We start from the raw sequence: 14,879 nt of genomic DNA on the forward strand, positions 1-14,879 counted from the left end.
AAGTGTGGGAGCGGGTTGTCGGTTAGAAGAAGCCCAGCGGATTGATGTCGTAGCTCACCAGCAGGTTTTTGGTCTGCTGATAGTGGTCGAGCATCATCTTGTGGGTCTCACGGCCCACGCCGGATTTCTTGTAGCCGCCGAACGCGGCATGCGCCGGGTACAGGTGATAGCAGTTGGTCCACACGCGGCCGGCCTTGATCGCGCGGCCCATGCGGTAGGCGCGGTTGATGTCGCGGGTCCACACGCCGGCGCCCAGGCCGAACTCGGTGTCGTTGGCGATGGCCAGGGCTTCGGCTTCGTCCTTGAAGGTGGTGATGCTCACCACTGGGCCAAAGATTTCTTCCTGGAACACGCGCATTTCGTTGGTGCCCTTGAGCAGGGTCGGCTGGATGTAATACCCGCCGGCCATGTCGCCGGTGAGCTGCTCGACCTTGCCGCCGGTCAGCAGTTGCGCGCCTTCGCCCTTGGCGATTTCCAGGTAGGAAAGGATCTTGTCGAACTGCTGCTCGGACGCCTGGGCGCCGACCATGGTGTCGGTGTCCAGCGGATCGCCACGCTTGATCTGCTCGATCTTTTTCATCACCACTTTCATGAAGTCGTCGTAGATCGACTCTTCCACCAGGGCGCGCGAGGGGCAGGTGCACACTTCGCCTTGGTTGAAGAACGCCAGCACCAGGCCTTCAGCGGCTTTTTCGATAAAAGTCGGCTCGGCTTTCATGATGTCCGCAAAGAAGATGTTCGGCGACTTGCCGCCCAGCTCAACGGTGGACGGAATGATGTTCTCCGCCGCCGCATGCATGATGTGCGAACCCACGGGGGTGGAGCCGGTGAAGGCGATCTTGGCGATGCGCTTGCTGGTGGCCAGGGCCTCGCCAGCTTCTTTGCCGAAGCCGTGCACCACGTTCAGTACGCCCGGCGGCAGCAGGTCGCCGATGACTTCGAGCAACACGTTGATGCCCAGCGGGGTTTGCTCGGCAGGCTTGAGCACCACGCAGTTACCGGCGGCCAGGGCCGGGGCGAGTTTCCACGCGGCCATCAGCAGCGGGAAGTTCCACGGGATGATCTGGCCGACCACGCCGAGTGGCTCGTGGAAGTGATAGGACGCGGTGTGTTCGTTGATTTCGGCGCTGGTGCCTTCCTGGGCGCGGATGCAGCCGGCGAAGTAGCGGAAGTGGTCGGCGGCCAGCGGGATGTCGGCGTTGAGGGTTTCACGCACGGCCTTGCCGTTGTCCCAGGTTTCGGTGATGGCCAGCAGTTCGAGGTTCTGTTCGATGCGGTCGGCGATTTTCAGCAGCACCAGCGAACGGTCCTGGGCCGAGGTCTTGCCCCAGGCGTCGGCGGCGGCGTGGGCGGCGTCGAGTGCCTTGTCGATGTCTTTGGCAGTGGAGCGCGGGAATTCGGCGATGGGCTTGCCGTTGACCGGCGAGGTGTTGGTGAAATAGTTGCCATCGACCGGCGCAACGAATTCGCCACCAATGTAGTTGCCGTACTTGGCCTTGAACGAAACGATCGCGCCTTCGGTACCGGGGTGTGCGTAACGCATGGTGGATTCTCCTGGCTTTTATGTTTATTGGAGTACAGCGCGCAAAAGCGCTTGATTAAGCGTAGAGCAAAGGTTGGGCCAGTGCTTTGTGGGCCAGGTAAATCAAGGGCTTGGGGTTTGTTGCAAGGCGTTGCTGTGACACCTTCGGTACAGCCTGGGTGACAGTTTGTGCCATGGGCGGTACAGCCGGTGACCGACGGGTCGCCCCGGGATTGCATTGGCCGGATGCCTGGGGGATGCTGGTTGTTCTCACGCAGGGAGAATAATAAGAAATGCACAACGATCATTTCAGTCGCCATGCCCAGCAAGTCCTCACCGTGGCCCATGGCCGCGATCCGTCCAGCGACCCGTCCATCGCCCGCTCCTGGCTGCGGTGCCTGGAGGACTACCACCTCGACCCTGCGCAAACCATCGCCCCCACCGTGCTCGAGCATGGTCGTCTGCTGGAAAGCCGCGAACGCTTGCAACAGGTATTGCAGATCGCGGGCAGCGAGATGAACAGCCTGCACCAGCAGCTCTCGGGTGCCGGCCATGCCGTGCTGCTGACGGATGCGCGTGGCGTGATCCTCAACTGTGTCACCGCGCCGTCCGAGCGCAGGATCTTCGAGCGCGCCGGGCTGTGGCTGGGCGCCGATTGGAGTGAGGCCTGCGAAGGCACCAATGGCATCGGCACCTGCCTGGTGGAGCGCCAATCCCTGACGATTCACCGTGATGAGCATTTTCGTGGCCGGCATACCGGGTTGACCTGTTCGGCGAGCCCGGTGTTCGACCCTCACGGTGAGCTGTTGGCCGTGCTGGATGTGTCCTCGGCCCGCGAAGCCGTCTCGCGCCAGAGCCAGTTCCACACCATGGCGCTGGTCAACCTGTCGGCGAAGATGATCGAGAGTTGCTACTTCCTGCGTCACTTTGAACACCACTGGTTGCTGCGCTTTCACCTGCAGGCCGAATCCGTGGGCCTGTTCAGTGAAGGGTTGCTGGCGTTCGACGGCGAAGGGCGCATCTGTGCGGTCAACCAGAGTGCGCTGAACCTGCTGGGGCAGGGGCGCGGTGGTCTGCTGGGGCAGCCGGTGGAGGCGTTTTTCGAGTGTTCCCTGGATCAACTGCTCGGTCGCGCCAGCGCCAATGCCACCGCCAGTTGGCCCTTGCGCACGCGGGATGGCCGGCACCTGTTCGCCGCCCTGCGTGGCCAAGCGCGCAGCCAGCCCGCGCCATTGCTCAAGCCGGAACCTGCGCGGCCGCGCCTGCCCGGTATCTACCTGGGCGACCCGGCGCTGCAGAATGATTTTCGCAAGGCATTGCGGGTATTCGAGCGCGACGTGCCCTTGCTGATCAACGGCGAAACCGGTTCCGGCAAAGAGGCGTTCGCCAAGGCGGTGCATCAGGCCAGCCAGCGCGCCGATGAGGCTTTCGTGGCCCTCAACTGTGCCGCCATCCCGGAAAGCCTGATCGAAAGCGAGCTGTTCGGCTATCGCGGCGGCAGCTTCACCGGCGCGCGCAAGGAGGGCATGCAGGGCAAGCTGCAACAGGCTGACGGCGGTACGTTGTTCCTCGATGAAATCGGTGACATGCCGCTGGCATTGCAGACCCGTCTATTGCGCGTGCTGGAGGACCGCATGGTGGTGCCCCTCGGCGGTGAGCCTCAGGCGGTGAACGTCAGGATTATCAGCGCAACTCACCGTGACTTGCTCGGGCGCGTGCAGGACGGCAGTTTCCGCGAAGACTTGTACTACCGGCTCAATGGCCTGGAAGTCGCGTTGCCGCCGCTGCGCGAGCGCAGTGACCGGCCTCAGTTGCTCGACTTCCTGCTGGCTGAGGAATCAGCGGGCCAGTCGGTCAGCCTCGAACCCGCCGCGCGCCAGGCGCTGCTGGCGTTCGCCTGGCCGGGCAACGTTCGGCAAATGCGCACGGTATTGCGCACGCTGGTCGCCCTTTGTGATGACGGGCGTGTGGGGCTGGAGGACTTACCCGCGTTGCTGCGCCAGGCGCCTGCGCACAAGGTCACCGAGTTGCCACTCGATGATGCCGAGCGCCAGACCTTGCTGGCGGCGCTGGAGCGTCAGCACTGGCACATGACCCAAACTGCCGAGCACTTGGGGGTAAGCCGCAATACTCTGTATCGCAAGTTGCGCAAACATCGGATCACGCGGTTGGCCGGGGTATAGGTTCGGTGTTTTTCGACGGTTCTTGTAGGGAGGATGTTCTGCAGTTATCAGTCATTAAGTCCTTTTATTGTTAAGTTGGAATAACCCGTTCAAGTTGTATTGGGCTGCTCTGACAGGAACTGTTAAGTGCCACGGGGTTACTCAACTTGGGTAACGCCAAGTGAACTTTCAAACAATAAAAACTTAATGGGTATCCCTAATGAAAATTGCACCGCCTGCTGTTTCTTTCATTCCTCCACAGCCCGTATCGATAGAAGAGCCGCCCGCGCGAACTGTGGAGCAACACGCCGACGCTGCCGATCAGCCCTTGATGCGCAGCAAGAGGGCGATAAAGGGTTTTTCCTGGTTCGGACGAAGGCCTTCAGCGCCACCCTCCCTACCGTCGCCTGGCAGCATTGCGCCTGCGCCCATCCCCCGGCCGCCGACACCCGCGCCCAAGCCTTTGCCCAAGCCCGGCCCCTCCGTGAAACCGGGCCAGCCGCTGTCGGTGGACAAGTTCAAGGAGGCCGGGCAGACGATCGTGCATGCCAACAAAATCAAGGTGAGTGACGAATTGCTCATGACTCAGCTGCGCAAGCAGGCGCCGATCAGTGTTGCCGAGGCCGCCAAGCGAGTGATCGACGCCAATAGCCTGGTCAAGGCCGGCGTTATATCCACAGGCCCTAATGCCAGCCGCGTTGCCCGTGACGCGTTCATCAGTGCGGGGATCACCGGCCTGGTCAGTGCGCCGATCAACGTCGCGGCCTACGCAGGCTCTGTCGCTTCGGGGGAGTCCATCAAGTCGAGCTATGCGCCCGGGGTGCTGCCGCCACCGTTTTTGCCGGGGGCCTCCAGCCCGCCGAAGGCCACGGGCGGATCTGCGCCCGTGCAATCGACCCCGTCATCGGCAGATCCGATCAGTGCACAGTTGGATGAAGTTGAAATGAAATTGCTGGGCATGGCCACGACGGTCATGTTCACGCTCGGGGATACAAGCCATGTATTTACCAAGGATGACACCTGGCCGACTGATAATGTCGGGCGCCTGGGTAATCTCGAGAAGTTGCTCGGTGTATCGGAACAGCACCTGAAAAAAGCCACACGGCAGAACGGTCTGGTGTTCAAACCCTACAAGCCCGGGTTGCCCATCCCCACTGAACCGAAAGATCGCCTCGACCTGATGGAAAAGAAGTTTGCGTGCATGACCGAGGCTTATGAGAAGTTGCGGTTCCTGGCCGCGATGAAAGACAGTCAAAATAAAGCCGAAGCCAGCGCCTGAACACAGCCCGGGCCGAGTGTAGTACCCAGGTGCTCTTCGCTCGGCCTTTGGCCGTATAAAAGGTGCGATTTCGCCCTCCCTGCGCTAACCTGCCTCGATGTTTTACGAGGTCGACTATGCACATTCATATTCTGGGTATCTGCGGTACGTTCATGGGGTCAATGGCGGTATTGGCCAAAGAGCTGGGCCATCACGTCACGGGCTCCGACGCCAATGTCTACCCGCCCATGAGCACGCAACTCGAGGCCCAGGGCATTGCGCTGACCCAAGGCTACGACCCGGCGCAATTCGACCCGGTACCGGATTTGGTGGTGATCGGCAACGCCATGGTGCGTGGCAACCCGGCGGTCGAGTACGTGTTGAACAAAGGCCTGCCTTACGTCTCCGGCCCGCAGTGGCTGGCTGATCACGTGCTGCAGGGGCGCTGGGTGTTGGCCGTCGCCGGCACCCACGGCAAGACCACCACCAGCAGCATGCTCGCCTGGGTCCTGGAGCACGCAGGCATGAGCCCGGGCTTCCTGATCGGCGGTGTGCCGCAGAATTTCTCGGTATCGGCGCGCCTGGGGGACACCCCGTTCTTCGTGATCGAGGCTGACGAATACGACAGCGCCTTCTTCGACAAGCGCTCCAAGTTCGTCCACTACCGCCCGCGTACGGCGATCCTCAATAACCTTGAGTTCGATCACGCGGACATCTTCCCCGACCTGCCGGCCATCGAGCGCCAGTTCCACCATTTGGTGCGCACCATTCCGAGCGAAGGCCTGGTGATCCACCCGACCACCGAGCCGGCGCTGCAACGTGTGATCGACATGGGCTGCTGGACCCCGGTGCAAACCACCGGTGCTGGCGGGCAGTGGCAAGTCAAATTGCTCAGCGAAGACGGTTCGCGCTTTGAAGTGCTGTTTGAAGGCGAGGCCCAGGGCATCGTTGAGTGGGACATGGCGGGCCAGCACAACGTCGCCAACGCCCTGGTGACCCTGGCGGCTGCGCGGCATGTCGGCGTCGTGCCGTCCATGGGCATTGCCGCGTTGAGCGCCTTCAAAAGCGTGAAGCGCCGCATGGAGAAGGTCGCCGACGTGAATGGGATTACCATCTACGACGACTTTGCCCACCATCCAACGGCCATTGCCACCACGCTGGACGGCCTGCGCAAGCGCGTCGGCGATGCTCCGATCATTGCGATTGTGGAGCCGCGTTCCAACTCCATGAAGCTCGGCGCACACCGCGACGGCTTGCCGGAAAGCGTCAACGATGCCGATGAGGTGATCTGGTACGCCCCCGCCAACCTCGGCTGGGACCTGCCGGCGATTGCCGCGCTGTGCACAGTGCCGTCCACCGTCTGTGATTCCATCGATGGCATCATCGAACACGTCAAGCATCAGGCCAAGCCGGGCACCCACGTGGTGGTCATGAGCAACGGCGGTTTCGGCGGCCTGCATGGCAAGCTTGCCGAGGCGCTGAAATGAGTGGCCCGGAGCGCGTCACCCTGGCGATGACCGGTGCATCCGGCGCGCCCTATGGCCTGCGCCTGCTGGACTGCCTGGTGCGCGAGGACCGTGAGGTGCACTTCCTGATCTCCAAGGCCGCGCAATTGGTGTTGGCCACCGAAACCGATGTCGCGTTGCCCGCCAAGGTGCAGATGATGCAGGCGTTCCTCACCGAGTACACCGGTGCGGCGGCGGGGCAGATCAGGGTTTACGGCAAGGAAGACTGGATGTCGCCGGTGGCCTCGGGCTCCGGCGCGCCGGCGGCGATGGTGGTAGTGCCGTGTTCCACCGGGACCTTGTCGGCGATTGCCACGGGCGCCTGCAACAACCTGATCGAGCGCGCGGCGGACGTGACCCTGAAGGAGCGTCGCCAATTGATCCTGGTGCCGCGTGAAGCGCCGTATTCGAGCATTCACCTGGAGCACATGCTCAAGCTGTCGAACATGGGCGTGACCATCCTGCCGGCGTCGCCGGGCTTTTATCACCAGCCACAGACCATCGATGACCTGGTGGACTTTGTAGTCGCGCGGATTCTCAACCTGCTGAACATCCCTCAGGACATGCTGCCGCGCTGGGGCGAGCACCATTTGAGCAGCGATGAATAAGGCACTGTGGGTGATAGTGGCGTTGCAATTGGCGGGCTGCGCCACCGCACGCACGCTGGACGCCGCGCAGCCCGGCGCGCCGGTGGTGTATGCCGGCACGCGCCTGGATTTGTATGCGATCAACGGCGGCTGCTGCGCCAAGGACCGCTTCGGTGCCGAAGCGCCGAGCTATCCGCACGTCGACCTGCCGGCCAGTGCGCTGCTCGATACCTTGTTGTTGCCACTGTCGGTGTTGACGGTGCTTGGGGTTGGGTTTAACGCCACAGGCGGTCTCTAAGCTGGATGTTAAAGACACCACAAAGCCAATGTGGGAGCGGGCTTGCTCGCGAATTCGGTATGCCAGTCAACTAATAAGCTGACTGATCCACCGCCTTCGCGAGCAAGCCCGCTCCCACATTTGAAACTGCGCCAGGGGTTTAGATCAGGTTATTTGCCGAGCTTGCGCAGCTCATCCGACTCCACCACTCGCACCCCATCCTGCTCTTCCAGCGCCAGGCGCCACATGGCCCGGGCCAGTTCGCAGACTTCAATGCCGTGGTACTTGCCCGGAATCAACCGCGACAATGGCCCGGCCAATTGCTCGGCCAGGCGCGGCTCCAGGCGTTCGCCCAGCAGCAGCGACGGCCGCACGATGGTCAGTTGCGGCCAGTCCTGCGCCTTCAGCGCCTGTTCCATTTCGCCTTTGACGCGGTTATAGAAAATCGAGGATTTCGGGTCGGCGCCGATCGCGCTGATCACGATCAAGTGCCGTGCGCCCATTTCCCGCGCACGTTTGGCGAAGGCCACGACCATGTCCAAGTCCACGGCGCGGAAGGCCTCTTCAGTGCCGGCCTGCTTGATGGTGGTGCCCAGGCAGCAGAACGCGATATCCACCCGGCCGCTCAGTTGCGGCAGGAAGACCGCCGGGTCGCCGACCGGGTTTTCCAGGTGTGGGTGCTCGGCCAGCGGCTTGCGGCTCGGTGCCAGCACGCGGGTCACGGTGGGCTCGTTGAGCAGGCGGTCGAGCAGGTGTTCGCCGGTGAGCCCGGAGGCGCCGGCGAGCAAGATATGCTGCGGTGTCAGGTACATGGTGTTTCCCCCTTGTTACACATTACAGCTTAGTTGCCTTTGGCTTCCTTGCTATTCATTGAGACGCTTTCGAGCGCCTTTCGTGCCTGCTGCTTGCGTAATAATTGCCAGTGGGCGATGACGCCCTTGGGGGCCCAGATCTGCGGCTCAGAGGCTTCGAAGTTGTCCGCCTGTTCGCGTTCGGTCACATGCAGTTGCGCGAGCTTGAACGCCTGCTGCAGGTCATCGGTCTGGTTGAAGGCTTGGGCGAAGAGGGCGTCGCCAAAGTAGGTGAAGTCAGCTTCCTCGGAGCAGCCGAAGGACACGCGGTCGGCGCGCGAGGCGGTCATGATCAGCGTGTGTTCATCTTTCAGCGCAGGGATAAACCCGCCGGAGTAGCAGGCGGAAATCACGATGATCTTGTCGCGATTCTTCAGCGGCGTGAGCACCGCCGCCAGTTCATCGGCGGGCAGGTCGGCCAGCTCCATGCGCGGTTGGTCGAGCACCAGCTCGTGTTCGTGGGTGCCGTGGCTGGTCAGGTAGATAAACACCAGGTCTTCCGGCCCGCTGCGCTCGGCGAGGGTCTGGACGGCGCGCCGCAGGCTTTCGCGCGTGGCCATCGGACGGTCGGCGATATGGTCGCGGTGGTTGACCAGGCGAATCTGCCCGCGGGCACCGAAGCGCGTGGCGAGCATATTGCTGACGTAATCGGCTTCGCGCAGGAACACGCTTTGTTTGCCGTCGCCGGCCAGTACCAGGGTGTACAGCTCCACCGCCGAGGTGGAGGCGGGCACCGCGGCGAGGGCGGCGTCGAGCAGGTGGCCCTGGGCCAGGATCCCGGTCTCCAGCGGATCGGGCAGCAGCTTGCCGTCGGCATCCCGCACGCGCATGCCGTTGACCCAGGTCCCGGCCTGCACCGTGCCATCGGTCAGCACCAGGGTGCCTTTGCCTTGATAGCTGTCGCTGTCGAAGCCGCCGATATAGAAGCTGCCGTCGGTGAGGTTCAAGCGGCCTTCGCCGGTAAAGCGCCAGTCGACGAACTGGCCGACATAATGGCTGCCGTCCACGCCGATCAACTCGCCCTTGCCGCTGAGGGCGCCTTCCTTGAACTGGCCGATCCAGACATCGCCGTCGGCGTTTTCGTAGCGGCCCTTGCCGTTGAGCTGGTTCTGCTTGAACTGGCCGACATAGATGTCGCCGTCAGCGCTGTTGAACGTGCCGTTGCCTTCCAGTTGGCCATCCACGAAGTGGCCGTTGAACTGGTTGCCGCTGTCATCGTTGCGCTGGCCTTCGCCGTTCGGCTTGCCATGGGCGAACTGGCCCTGGTATTGGCTGCCATCGGCCAGCTCCAGGCGGCCGAGGCCGGAATACTGGTCGTCCTTGAATTCGCCGCGATAGGTCATCTGCCCCTCTTTGAGGGTGCCTTCGCCGTTGCGCCGACCGTTCTTGAAGCCGCCGACATACTGGCTGCCGGCCGTGGTCAGGCTGCCCTGGCCGTCGAACAGGCCTTGCTGGAACTGGCCTTTATAAACTTCGCCATTGCTGCCATGCCACTCGCCCTGGCCGTGCCACTGGCCTTTGTCGAACTGCCCGGCGTACCAGCTGCCGTTCGGGTAGTCCACGCGACCCTTGCCTTGCAGCAAGCCATCGACCACATCGCCCCGGTAACGGCCGCCATCGGGCAGGCGCGCATCGGGCGGCAACAGCGATTCGCCGTCTCCGCAAGCGGTGAGCAACAGGGCAAGGGCAAGGGGAGCGAGTGGGCGCATAGCGGGATCCGGATAATTGAGCGCCGAGTATGCCGCAGCTGCGGGTTTCATACATAAATTTACATCTGTTGTGGTAAGGATTTTGCCTTTCCACAGATCCGTAGGAGCCGGCTTGCCGGCGGGCATTCAGGGGGAATGCGGCGGCTGTGCGTTTTTCGCTGGCAAGCCAGCTCCTACACGGGGGCGGGTGGTTACACGAAGTAGAGCGACAACGACTCGGCTACGTAAGCGGGTTTTTCCTGGCCTTCGATTTCCAGGGTCGCGGTGGCCTTGAGCAGCCATTGGCCGGGCTTTTTCTCGGTGACGTCATTGAGGGTCACGTTCAGGCGCACCTTGGAATTGACCTTCACCGGCTGGATAAACCGCACACTGTCCAGGCCATAGTTGACGGCCATCTTCAAGCCTTCGGGCACGATCAGCAGGTCTTCCATCAGCTTGGGCATCAGCGACAACGACAGGAAACCATGGGCGATGGTGGTGCCGAACGGCGTCTGCGCGGCCTTGACCGGGTCGACATGGATGAACTGGTGATCGCCGGTGGCCTCGGCGAACAGGTTGATACGGGCCTGGTCGATGGTGAGCCATTCGGAACGTCCCAGTTCCTTGCCGACATAATCTTTGAGCTGCGCTACGGGTACATAGGGCATTGCGTCTCTCCTTGGTTCATCGGTGCTGTTTTTATGGGTTACAGAGAACCAATGTAGATCATCATGGCCAATCAGCCCGGTCAACCCACCATGCTTTTGGCGAATGCCGATGCATAGGGCGGGCATGCTTATAATGCGGGCGGGTCTTGAGGGGGGAGAGAACGGATGCTGTTACGCGGTCTGACATGGCTGGTGCTGTTTCAATTGATCGGCACGGCGATCAATCATTTGCTGTTACCGGTGCTGCCGGGCCCGATCATTGGCCTGCTGTTGATGCTCGGCTACCTGGTGTGGCGCGGCGAAGTCGGCGAGCCCCTGAGCCTGGCGGCCAGCAGCCTGTTGCGCTATTTGCCGTTGCTGCTGGTGCCGCCGGCGGTGGGGGTGATGGTGTATGCGCGGGACATTGCCGCCGACTTCTGGGCAATCGTCGGCGCGCTGGTGGTGTCGCTGGTGATCGCCATGGGCTTTGTCGGCCTGTTGATGGAGCACATGGTCAAGCGCAAGGAGAAGGATCAATGATCTTCGACTGGCAAGGCGCGTGGACAGCCGTGATTCACCACCCTCTGTTTGGCATCGGTATCACCCTCGGCGCGTATCAATTGGTACTCGCGGGCTTTGAGAAAACCCGCTGGATTTTCCTGCAGCCGGTGCTGGTTTCCATGCTGCTGGTGATTGGCGTGTTGCTCACCTGCGGGCTGAGCTACGCCGAGTACCGCAAGAGCACCGAGATCATGAGCATCCTGCTCGGCCCCGCGACCGTGGCCCTGGCGGTGCCGCTGTACTTGAACCTGCGGCGGATTCGCCAATTGTTCTGGCCGATTTTTACTACGCTGGTGATAGGTGGCGTGTTGGCCACCGGCCTGTGTGTGTTGCTGGGGTGGTGGTTTGGCGCCGAGCATAGGATGCTGATGACGATGGCGCCCAAGTCGGTGACCTCGCCGATCGCCATGCTGGTGGCCGAGCAGATCGGCGGCGTGGCCGCATTGGCGGCGGTGTTTGTACTGATCACCGGGGTGATCGGCGCGATGATCGGGCCTGCTTACCTGTCGCGCCTGGGGGTGCGCAGCCCCGAGGCGCGCGGCATGGCGCTGGGCATGACCGCCCACGCTGTCGGCACCTCGGTGGCCCTGCAGGAAAGCGAAGAGTGCGGCGCCTTTGCAGCGCTGGCCATGAGTCTGATGGGCGTGGCCACGGCGGTGTTCCTGCCGCTGGCTGTGTCGGTGATTGTTTAAACCGGGTTTAAGGAAACCTTTATGAGTCTGGCGCTGTTCCCGCTCAATACCGTGCTGTTCCCTGGCTGCACCCTCGACCTGCAACTGTTCGAGGCGCGCTACCTGGACATGATCAGCCGCTGCCTGAAAAAGGGCGAAAGCTTCGGCGTGGTGTGCATCCTCGACGGCAAGGAAGTGGGCATCGCCCCGGACGGCTACGCGCTGATCGGCTGCGAAGCGCTGATTCGCGACTTCAAGCAACAGGACAACGGCCTGCTTGGGATTCGCGTCGAAGGTGGCCGTCGCTTCCGCGTGCGTGACGCCGGCGTGCAGAAAGACCAGTTGCTGGTGGCCGAGGTGCAGTGGCTGGAAGAACAACCGGACCAGGCGCTGGAAGAAGAGGACGCCGACCTCCTGGCCTTGCTGCAGGCCCTGGCCGAACACCCGATGGTCGCCTCGCTGGACATGGGCGCCCACGCCGACGGCCAGCAAGCCCTGGGCAACCAACTGGCGTATCTGCTGCCGTTCACCGAGGCCGACAAAATCGACCTGCTGCAGCTCGACGACCCGCAGCAACGGCTGGACGCGATCCAGATGTTGCTCGATGAACTGCAAGGTGAGCTGTTCACCTGAGTTTCGGAAAAGTCCGGCGGTGCTTTCGGACGTTTCTTCGCGGCCCGCTGTGCGTTGCCTGAAATAGTCGCCGATCACATAACGATGATCGGGGGATGGACATGATTCGGCTAGCGCAATCGGAGCAGGCGGTCTGGGACGCTTTTTTTGTCAGCATTGCCGGGCAATTGCTGCAGTCGGACGCCAAGCGCGGTGCGGAATACATCGCCGAGCGCGCCGCAGAGATTGCCGATGAGATGCTGTTGGAGCGACGCGAACGCTGTATTGAGCGTCGCGTTGCTCCCGTCGATTGGTTGGGGCCGGCCCGGAGTCAGTAGGCATACCTGAGCAGCGCGTGCGGTGTGCCGGTAAAGGCGATAAAACTCAGCACCGCCACTATCGCCGGCAGTAACAGCCACCAGGCTTTTTGCGGCATCGGCGGCAATGGGCTGCGGTACTGGCTGACGGTCAGGCTGAACGCACACACGGTCATCGCCAGCAGCGTGCCCGCCAGGATATCGGTGGGCCAATGAGCGCCCAGGTACACACGGGACAATGCGATAAAAGCGGCGGGGATGCAGCCCAGCAGCATCCAGGTCAGGCGCAACCGCGTGGGCTGGCCGCGACCGGCCAATACCGCCAATGCCAGGAAAAACGCGAACGCGCCGGACGCGTGCCCGCTGGGCATGCTGAAGCTGGTGAGTGGGTCGGTCAGGATCTCCGGGCGACCGCGCGCGAAAAACAGCTTGGTCCCGGTATTGATCACCGCCGCCCCGGCCAGTGTGGCGCCGACAAACACGGCATGCCGCCATTGCCGTGCCAGGAGCAGCAGGCCGGTGAATACGGCGCTGGCGACGAACATCTTCTTGAACTCACCCAACTGCGTAATCCGCACCATCACCTCGTCCAGCCAGGCGCTGCGATGTTCCTGGACCAGCGCACTGAGGCCCTGGTCAAAGTCGTTGAGGTGCGGATAGCCGATAAACAGTGCGATCAACAGCGTCAGGCTGGCGCAGCCGATCCACAGCGTCGCGCGACGATGCCCGCGCAGGCTGCTGTTCAAGCTCAGCCCCAGCAGTATCGCCAGGCACGCCGCGACAATCCCCGCTTCCGGCCAGAACCCTGGCGGCAATGGCAGGCGAAACGCGGCGCCGGTCGCCCAGCCTGGCAACAGGTAGGCCACCGACCAGCCGGCGGCCGCTAGAACGCTGACGGCGGCAAAGCGCGGAAACGGCATGTCGCACATGCCGGCCACCATTGGCAGCATCGGGCGCAGCGGGCCGATGAAACGTCCGACCAACAGGCTGGCGATGCCGTACTTGTGGAAGTAGGTTTCTGCGCCGCTCATCCACTCCGGGTGGTGGCGCAGACCGGGCAGGCGGCGAATGTTCTGGTGGAAATGACGCCCCAGATAATAGGACACAGCATCGCCCAACAACCCACCGAGGAACCCCAGCAACAGGGTTTCGCTCAACGACAGCGCACCACTGCCGGCCAAGGCAGCGATGGCAAACAGCAACACCGTGCCAGGCACGATCAGTCCGGCAATCGCCAGGCATTCCACGCACGCGACGATAAACACCGCCACCGCCAGCCATTGCGGGTTGAGGGTCAGCCAGCCAGTAATGCTATCGAGCCATTGGCCCATACAATCCACTCCATCCAAGTTCGTACACCTTGCACGCGCCCGGCAAGCCGGGCTCCTGCAGGCCGTGTCATCACATCAAAAAATAATCGCGGCCTTCGACCTGGCCCCGACGCAGCGGGTTGCGCGTGCAATACGGCGCATAGCCCGCGTCCACGAAGCGGTACATCAAGTGTTCGTCACGGCCACTGGGGATGCCCAGGCGGGTGGTCTGGATGATCTGTGTGGGTGACTGGCCGACGTCTTCCACATAGAGCAAGTCCTGATCGAAGCGCTTGGCGTCCCAAACCGGCACCTTCAGGCCCAGCGCTTTGCACAGCAGCGTCTGCCCGGCGCACAGCTTCTGCGAGGCGCGGGGGCTGCCGTCGGCGTTCGGATTGTTCAACAGCATCTGCGCCAGGCTGGCGGGGCCGGAGCGTTCATCGACCCACGGATAGGCCGATTTGATCAGTACCGCATTGCCCGGGCCGTGGGCGCTGAAGTTCAGCGAATCGCCGCCACGGGCGTAGTACATGTAGATATGGCCGCCATCCAGAAACAAAGCCTTACGCTTTTCTGTGTAGCCGAGTGAGGCGTGGCTGCCTTTTTCGGCCACGTAATAGGCTTCGGTTTCAATAATTCGCGCCGAAAGCCAGATATTGCCGACGCGATGGCGTATGACTTTTCCGAGCAATTCGCGCGCGAGCAATTGTGCATCGCGGTCGAAGAAGCTGTCGGGCAGGGCGCTGGCGGGGAGTTGCGGGGTCAAACCGGACATGGCGTTCAGGGTTATTACGGCTAAATGTGACGGAATAATAACAACTCCCACCTTAATTACCGCTGAACCCCAGGTTTTTACAGTTCATTTCGACCATCCGCCCCTCACCGCTGTCAGTCGGGCGGCGTCACAGCTA

General features: G+C 62.4%; 15 protein-coding genes. 9 read left to right on the top strand and 6 right to left on the bottom strand.

Annotation, left to right across the window (positions count from 1 at the left end):
* Positions 1–22: 22 nt before the first annotated feature.
* Entirely contained in the window at positions 23–1,543 is a 1,521-nt protein-coding gene (exaC, locus tag AC07OJ_RS27220) for an acetaldehyde dehydrogenase ExaC (RefSeq protein ID WP_065910036.1), read from the bottom strand.
* Between the two features lie 272 nt (positions 1,544–1,815).
* Between exaC and AC07OJ_RS27225 the strand changes: the two genes are divergently transcribed.
* The 5 genes from AC07OJ_RS27225 to AC07OJ_RS27245 all read left to right on the top strand — a co-directional run bounded on the left by AC07OJ_RS27225 (position 1,816) and on the right by AC07OJ_RS27245 (position 7,332).
* Entirely contained in the window at positions 1,816–3,705 is a 1,890-nt protein-coding gene (locus tag AC07OJ_RS27225; protein WP_065910038.1) for a sigma-54-dependent Fis family transcriptional regulator, read from the top strand.
* Positions 3,706–3,904: 199 nt separating this feature from the next.
* The gene (locus AC07OJ_RS27230) at positions 3,905–4,963 is read left to right on the top strand and encodes a hypothetical protein (RefSeq protein WP_495095563.1); all 1,059 of its coding nucleotides are present in this window, start codon (positions 3,905–3,907) and stop codon (positions 4,961–4,963) included.
* A 116-nt stretch (positions 4,964–5,079) separates the two neighbouring features.
* Positions 5,080–6,429 carry a UDP-N-acetylmuramate:L-alanyl-gamma-D-glutamyl-meso-diaminopimelate ligase gene (gene mpl, locus AC07OJ_RS27235; protein ID WP_495095564.1) on the top strand — a complete coding sequence of 450 codons (1,350 nt, stop codon included), beginning with the start codon at positions 5,080–5,082 and terminating at the stop codon, positions 6,427–6,429.
* Positions 6,426–7,055 (top strand): flavin prenyltransferase UbiX, encoded by a 630-nt coding sequence (gene ubiX / locus AC07OJ_RS27240; RefSeq protein WP_071485426.1) that lies wholly within the window; start codon positions 6,426–6,428, stop codon positions 7,053–7,055. The genes mpl and ubiX overlap by 4 nt, the downstream gene beginning before the upstream one ends.
* A complete protein-coding gene (locus AC07OJ_RS27245) occupies positions 7,048–7,332 on the top strand; it encodes a YceK/YidQ family lipoprotein (protein ID WP_065910045.1) in 285 nt (94 codons plus the stop codon). The genes ubiX and AC07OJ_RS27245 overlap by 8 nt, the downstream gene beginning before the upstream one ends.
* A gap of 149 nt (positions 7,333–7,481) precedes the next feature.
* Here the strand turns inward: AC07OJ_RS27245 and AC07OJ_RS27250 are convergent, their stop codons facing one another.
* The 3 genes from AC07OJ_RS27250 to AC07OJ_RS27260 all read right to left on the bottom strand — a co-directional run bounded on the left by AC07OJ_RS27250 (position 7,482) and on the right by AC07OJ_RS27260 (position 10,518).
* Complete coding sequence (locus AC07OJ_RS27250; RefSeq protein WP_495095565.1) at positions 7,482–8,123, bottom strand: oxidoreductase; 642 nt, start codon at positions 8,121–8,123, stop codon at positions 7,482–7,484.
* Between the two features lie 29 nt (positions 8,124–8,152).
* Positions 8,153–9,871, bottom strand: coding sequence for a C13 family peptidase (locus AC07OJ_RS27255; RefSeq protein ID WP_065910049.1), 1,719 nt, complete (start codon positions 9,869–9,871; stop codon positions 8,153–8,155).
* A 191-nt stretch (positions 9,872–10,062) separates the two neighbouring features.
* Complete coding sequence (locus AC07OJ_RS27260) at positions 10,063–10,518, bottom strand: MaoC family dehydratase (protein WP_065910051.1); 456 nt, start codon at positions 10,516–10,518, stop codon at positions 10,063–10,065.
* Positions 10,519–10,683: 165 nt separating this feature from the next.
* Between AC07OJ_RS27260 and AC07OJ_RS27265 the strand changes: the two genes are divergently transcribed.
* The 4 genes from AC07OJ_RS27265 (at position 10,684) to AC07OJ_RS27280 (ending at position 12,679) form a co-directional block, all read left to right on the top strand.
* Positions 10,684–11,037: a CidA/LrgA family protein gene (locus AC07OJ_RS27265; RefSeq protein ID WP_065910053.1), complete on the top strand. Its 354-nt coding sequence runs from the start codon at positions 10,684–10,686 to the stop codon at positions 11,035–11,037.
* Positions 11,034–11,750 (top strand): LrgB family protein, encoded by a 717-nt coding sequence (locus AC07OJ_RS27270; protein WP_065910055.1) that lies wholly within the window; start codon positions 11,034–11,036, stop codon positions 11,748–11,750. Before AC07OJ_RS27265 ends, AC07OJ_RS27270 begins: the two co-directional genes overlap by 4 nt.
* Before the next feature lie 21 nt (positions 11,751–11,771).
* Entirely contained in the window at positions 11,772–12,362 is a 591-nt protein-coding gene (locus AC07OJ_RS27275) for an LON peptidase substrate-binding domain-containing protein (RefSeq protein ID WP_065910057.1), read from the top strand.
* Between the two features lie 101 nt (positions 12,363–12,463).
* Positions 12,464–12,679, top strand: coding sequence for a hypothetical protein (locus tag AC07OJ_RS27280; protein WP_065910332.1), 216 nt, complete (start codon positions 12,464–12,466; stop codon positions 12,677–12,679).
* On the opposite strand, the gene AC07OJ_RS27285 is transcribed toward AC07OJ_RS27280, so the two are convergent.
* On the bottom strand, positions 12,673–13,989 hold the full coding sequence (locus tag AC07OJ_RS27285; RefSeq protein WP_213554265.1) for a bifunctional DedA family/phosphatase PAP2 family protein: 1,317 nt from the start codon (positions 13,987–13,989) through the stop codon (positions 12,673–12,675). The two genes, AC07OJ_RS27280 and AC07OJ_RS27285, sit on opposite strands and share 7 nt — an antisense overlap.
* A 70-nt stretch (positions 13,990–14,059) precedes the next feature.
* Positions 14,060–14,743, bottom strand: a complete 684-nt coding sequence (locus AC07OJ_RS27290) for a DNA-3-methyladenine glycosylase (RefSeq protein ID WP_495095566.1) — start codon at positions 14,741–14,743, stop codon at positions 14,060–14,062.
* Between the last annotated feature and the right edge of the window lie 136 nt (positions 14,744–14,879).

The sequence above is a fragment of the Pseudomonas sp. GW821-FHT09C08 genome (assembly GCF_059418125.1).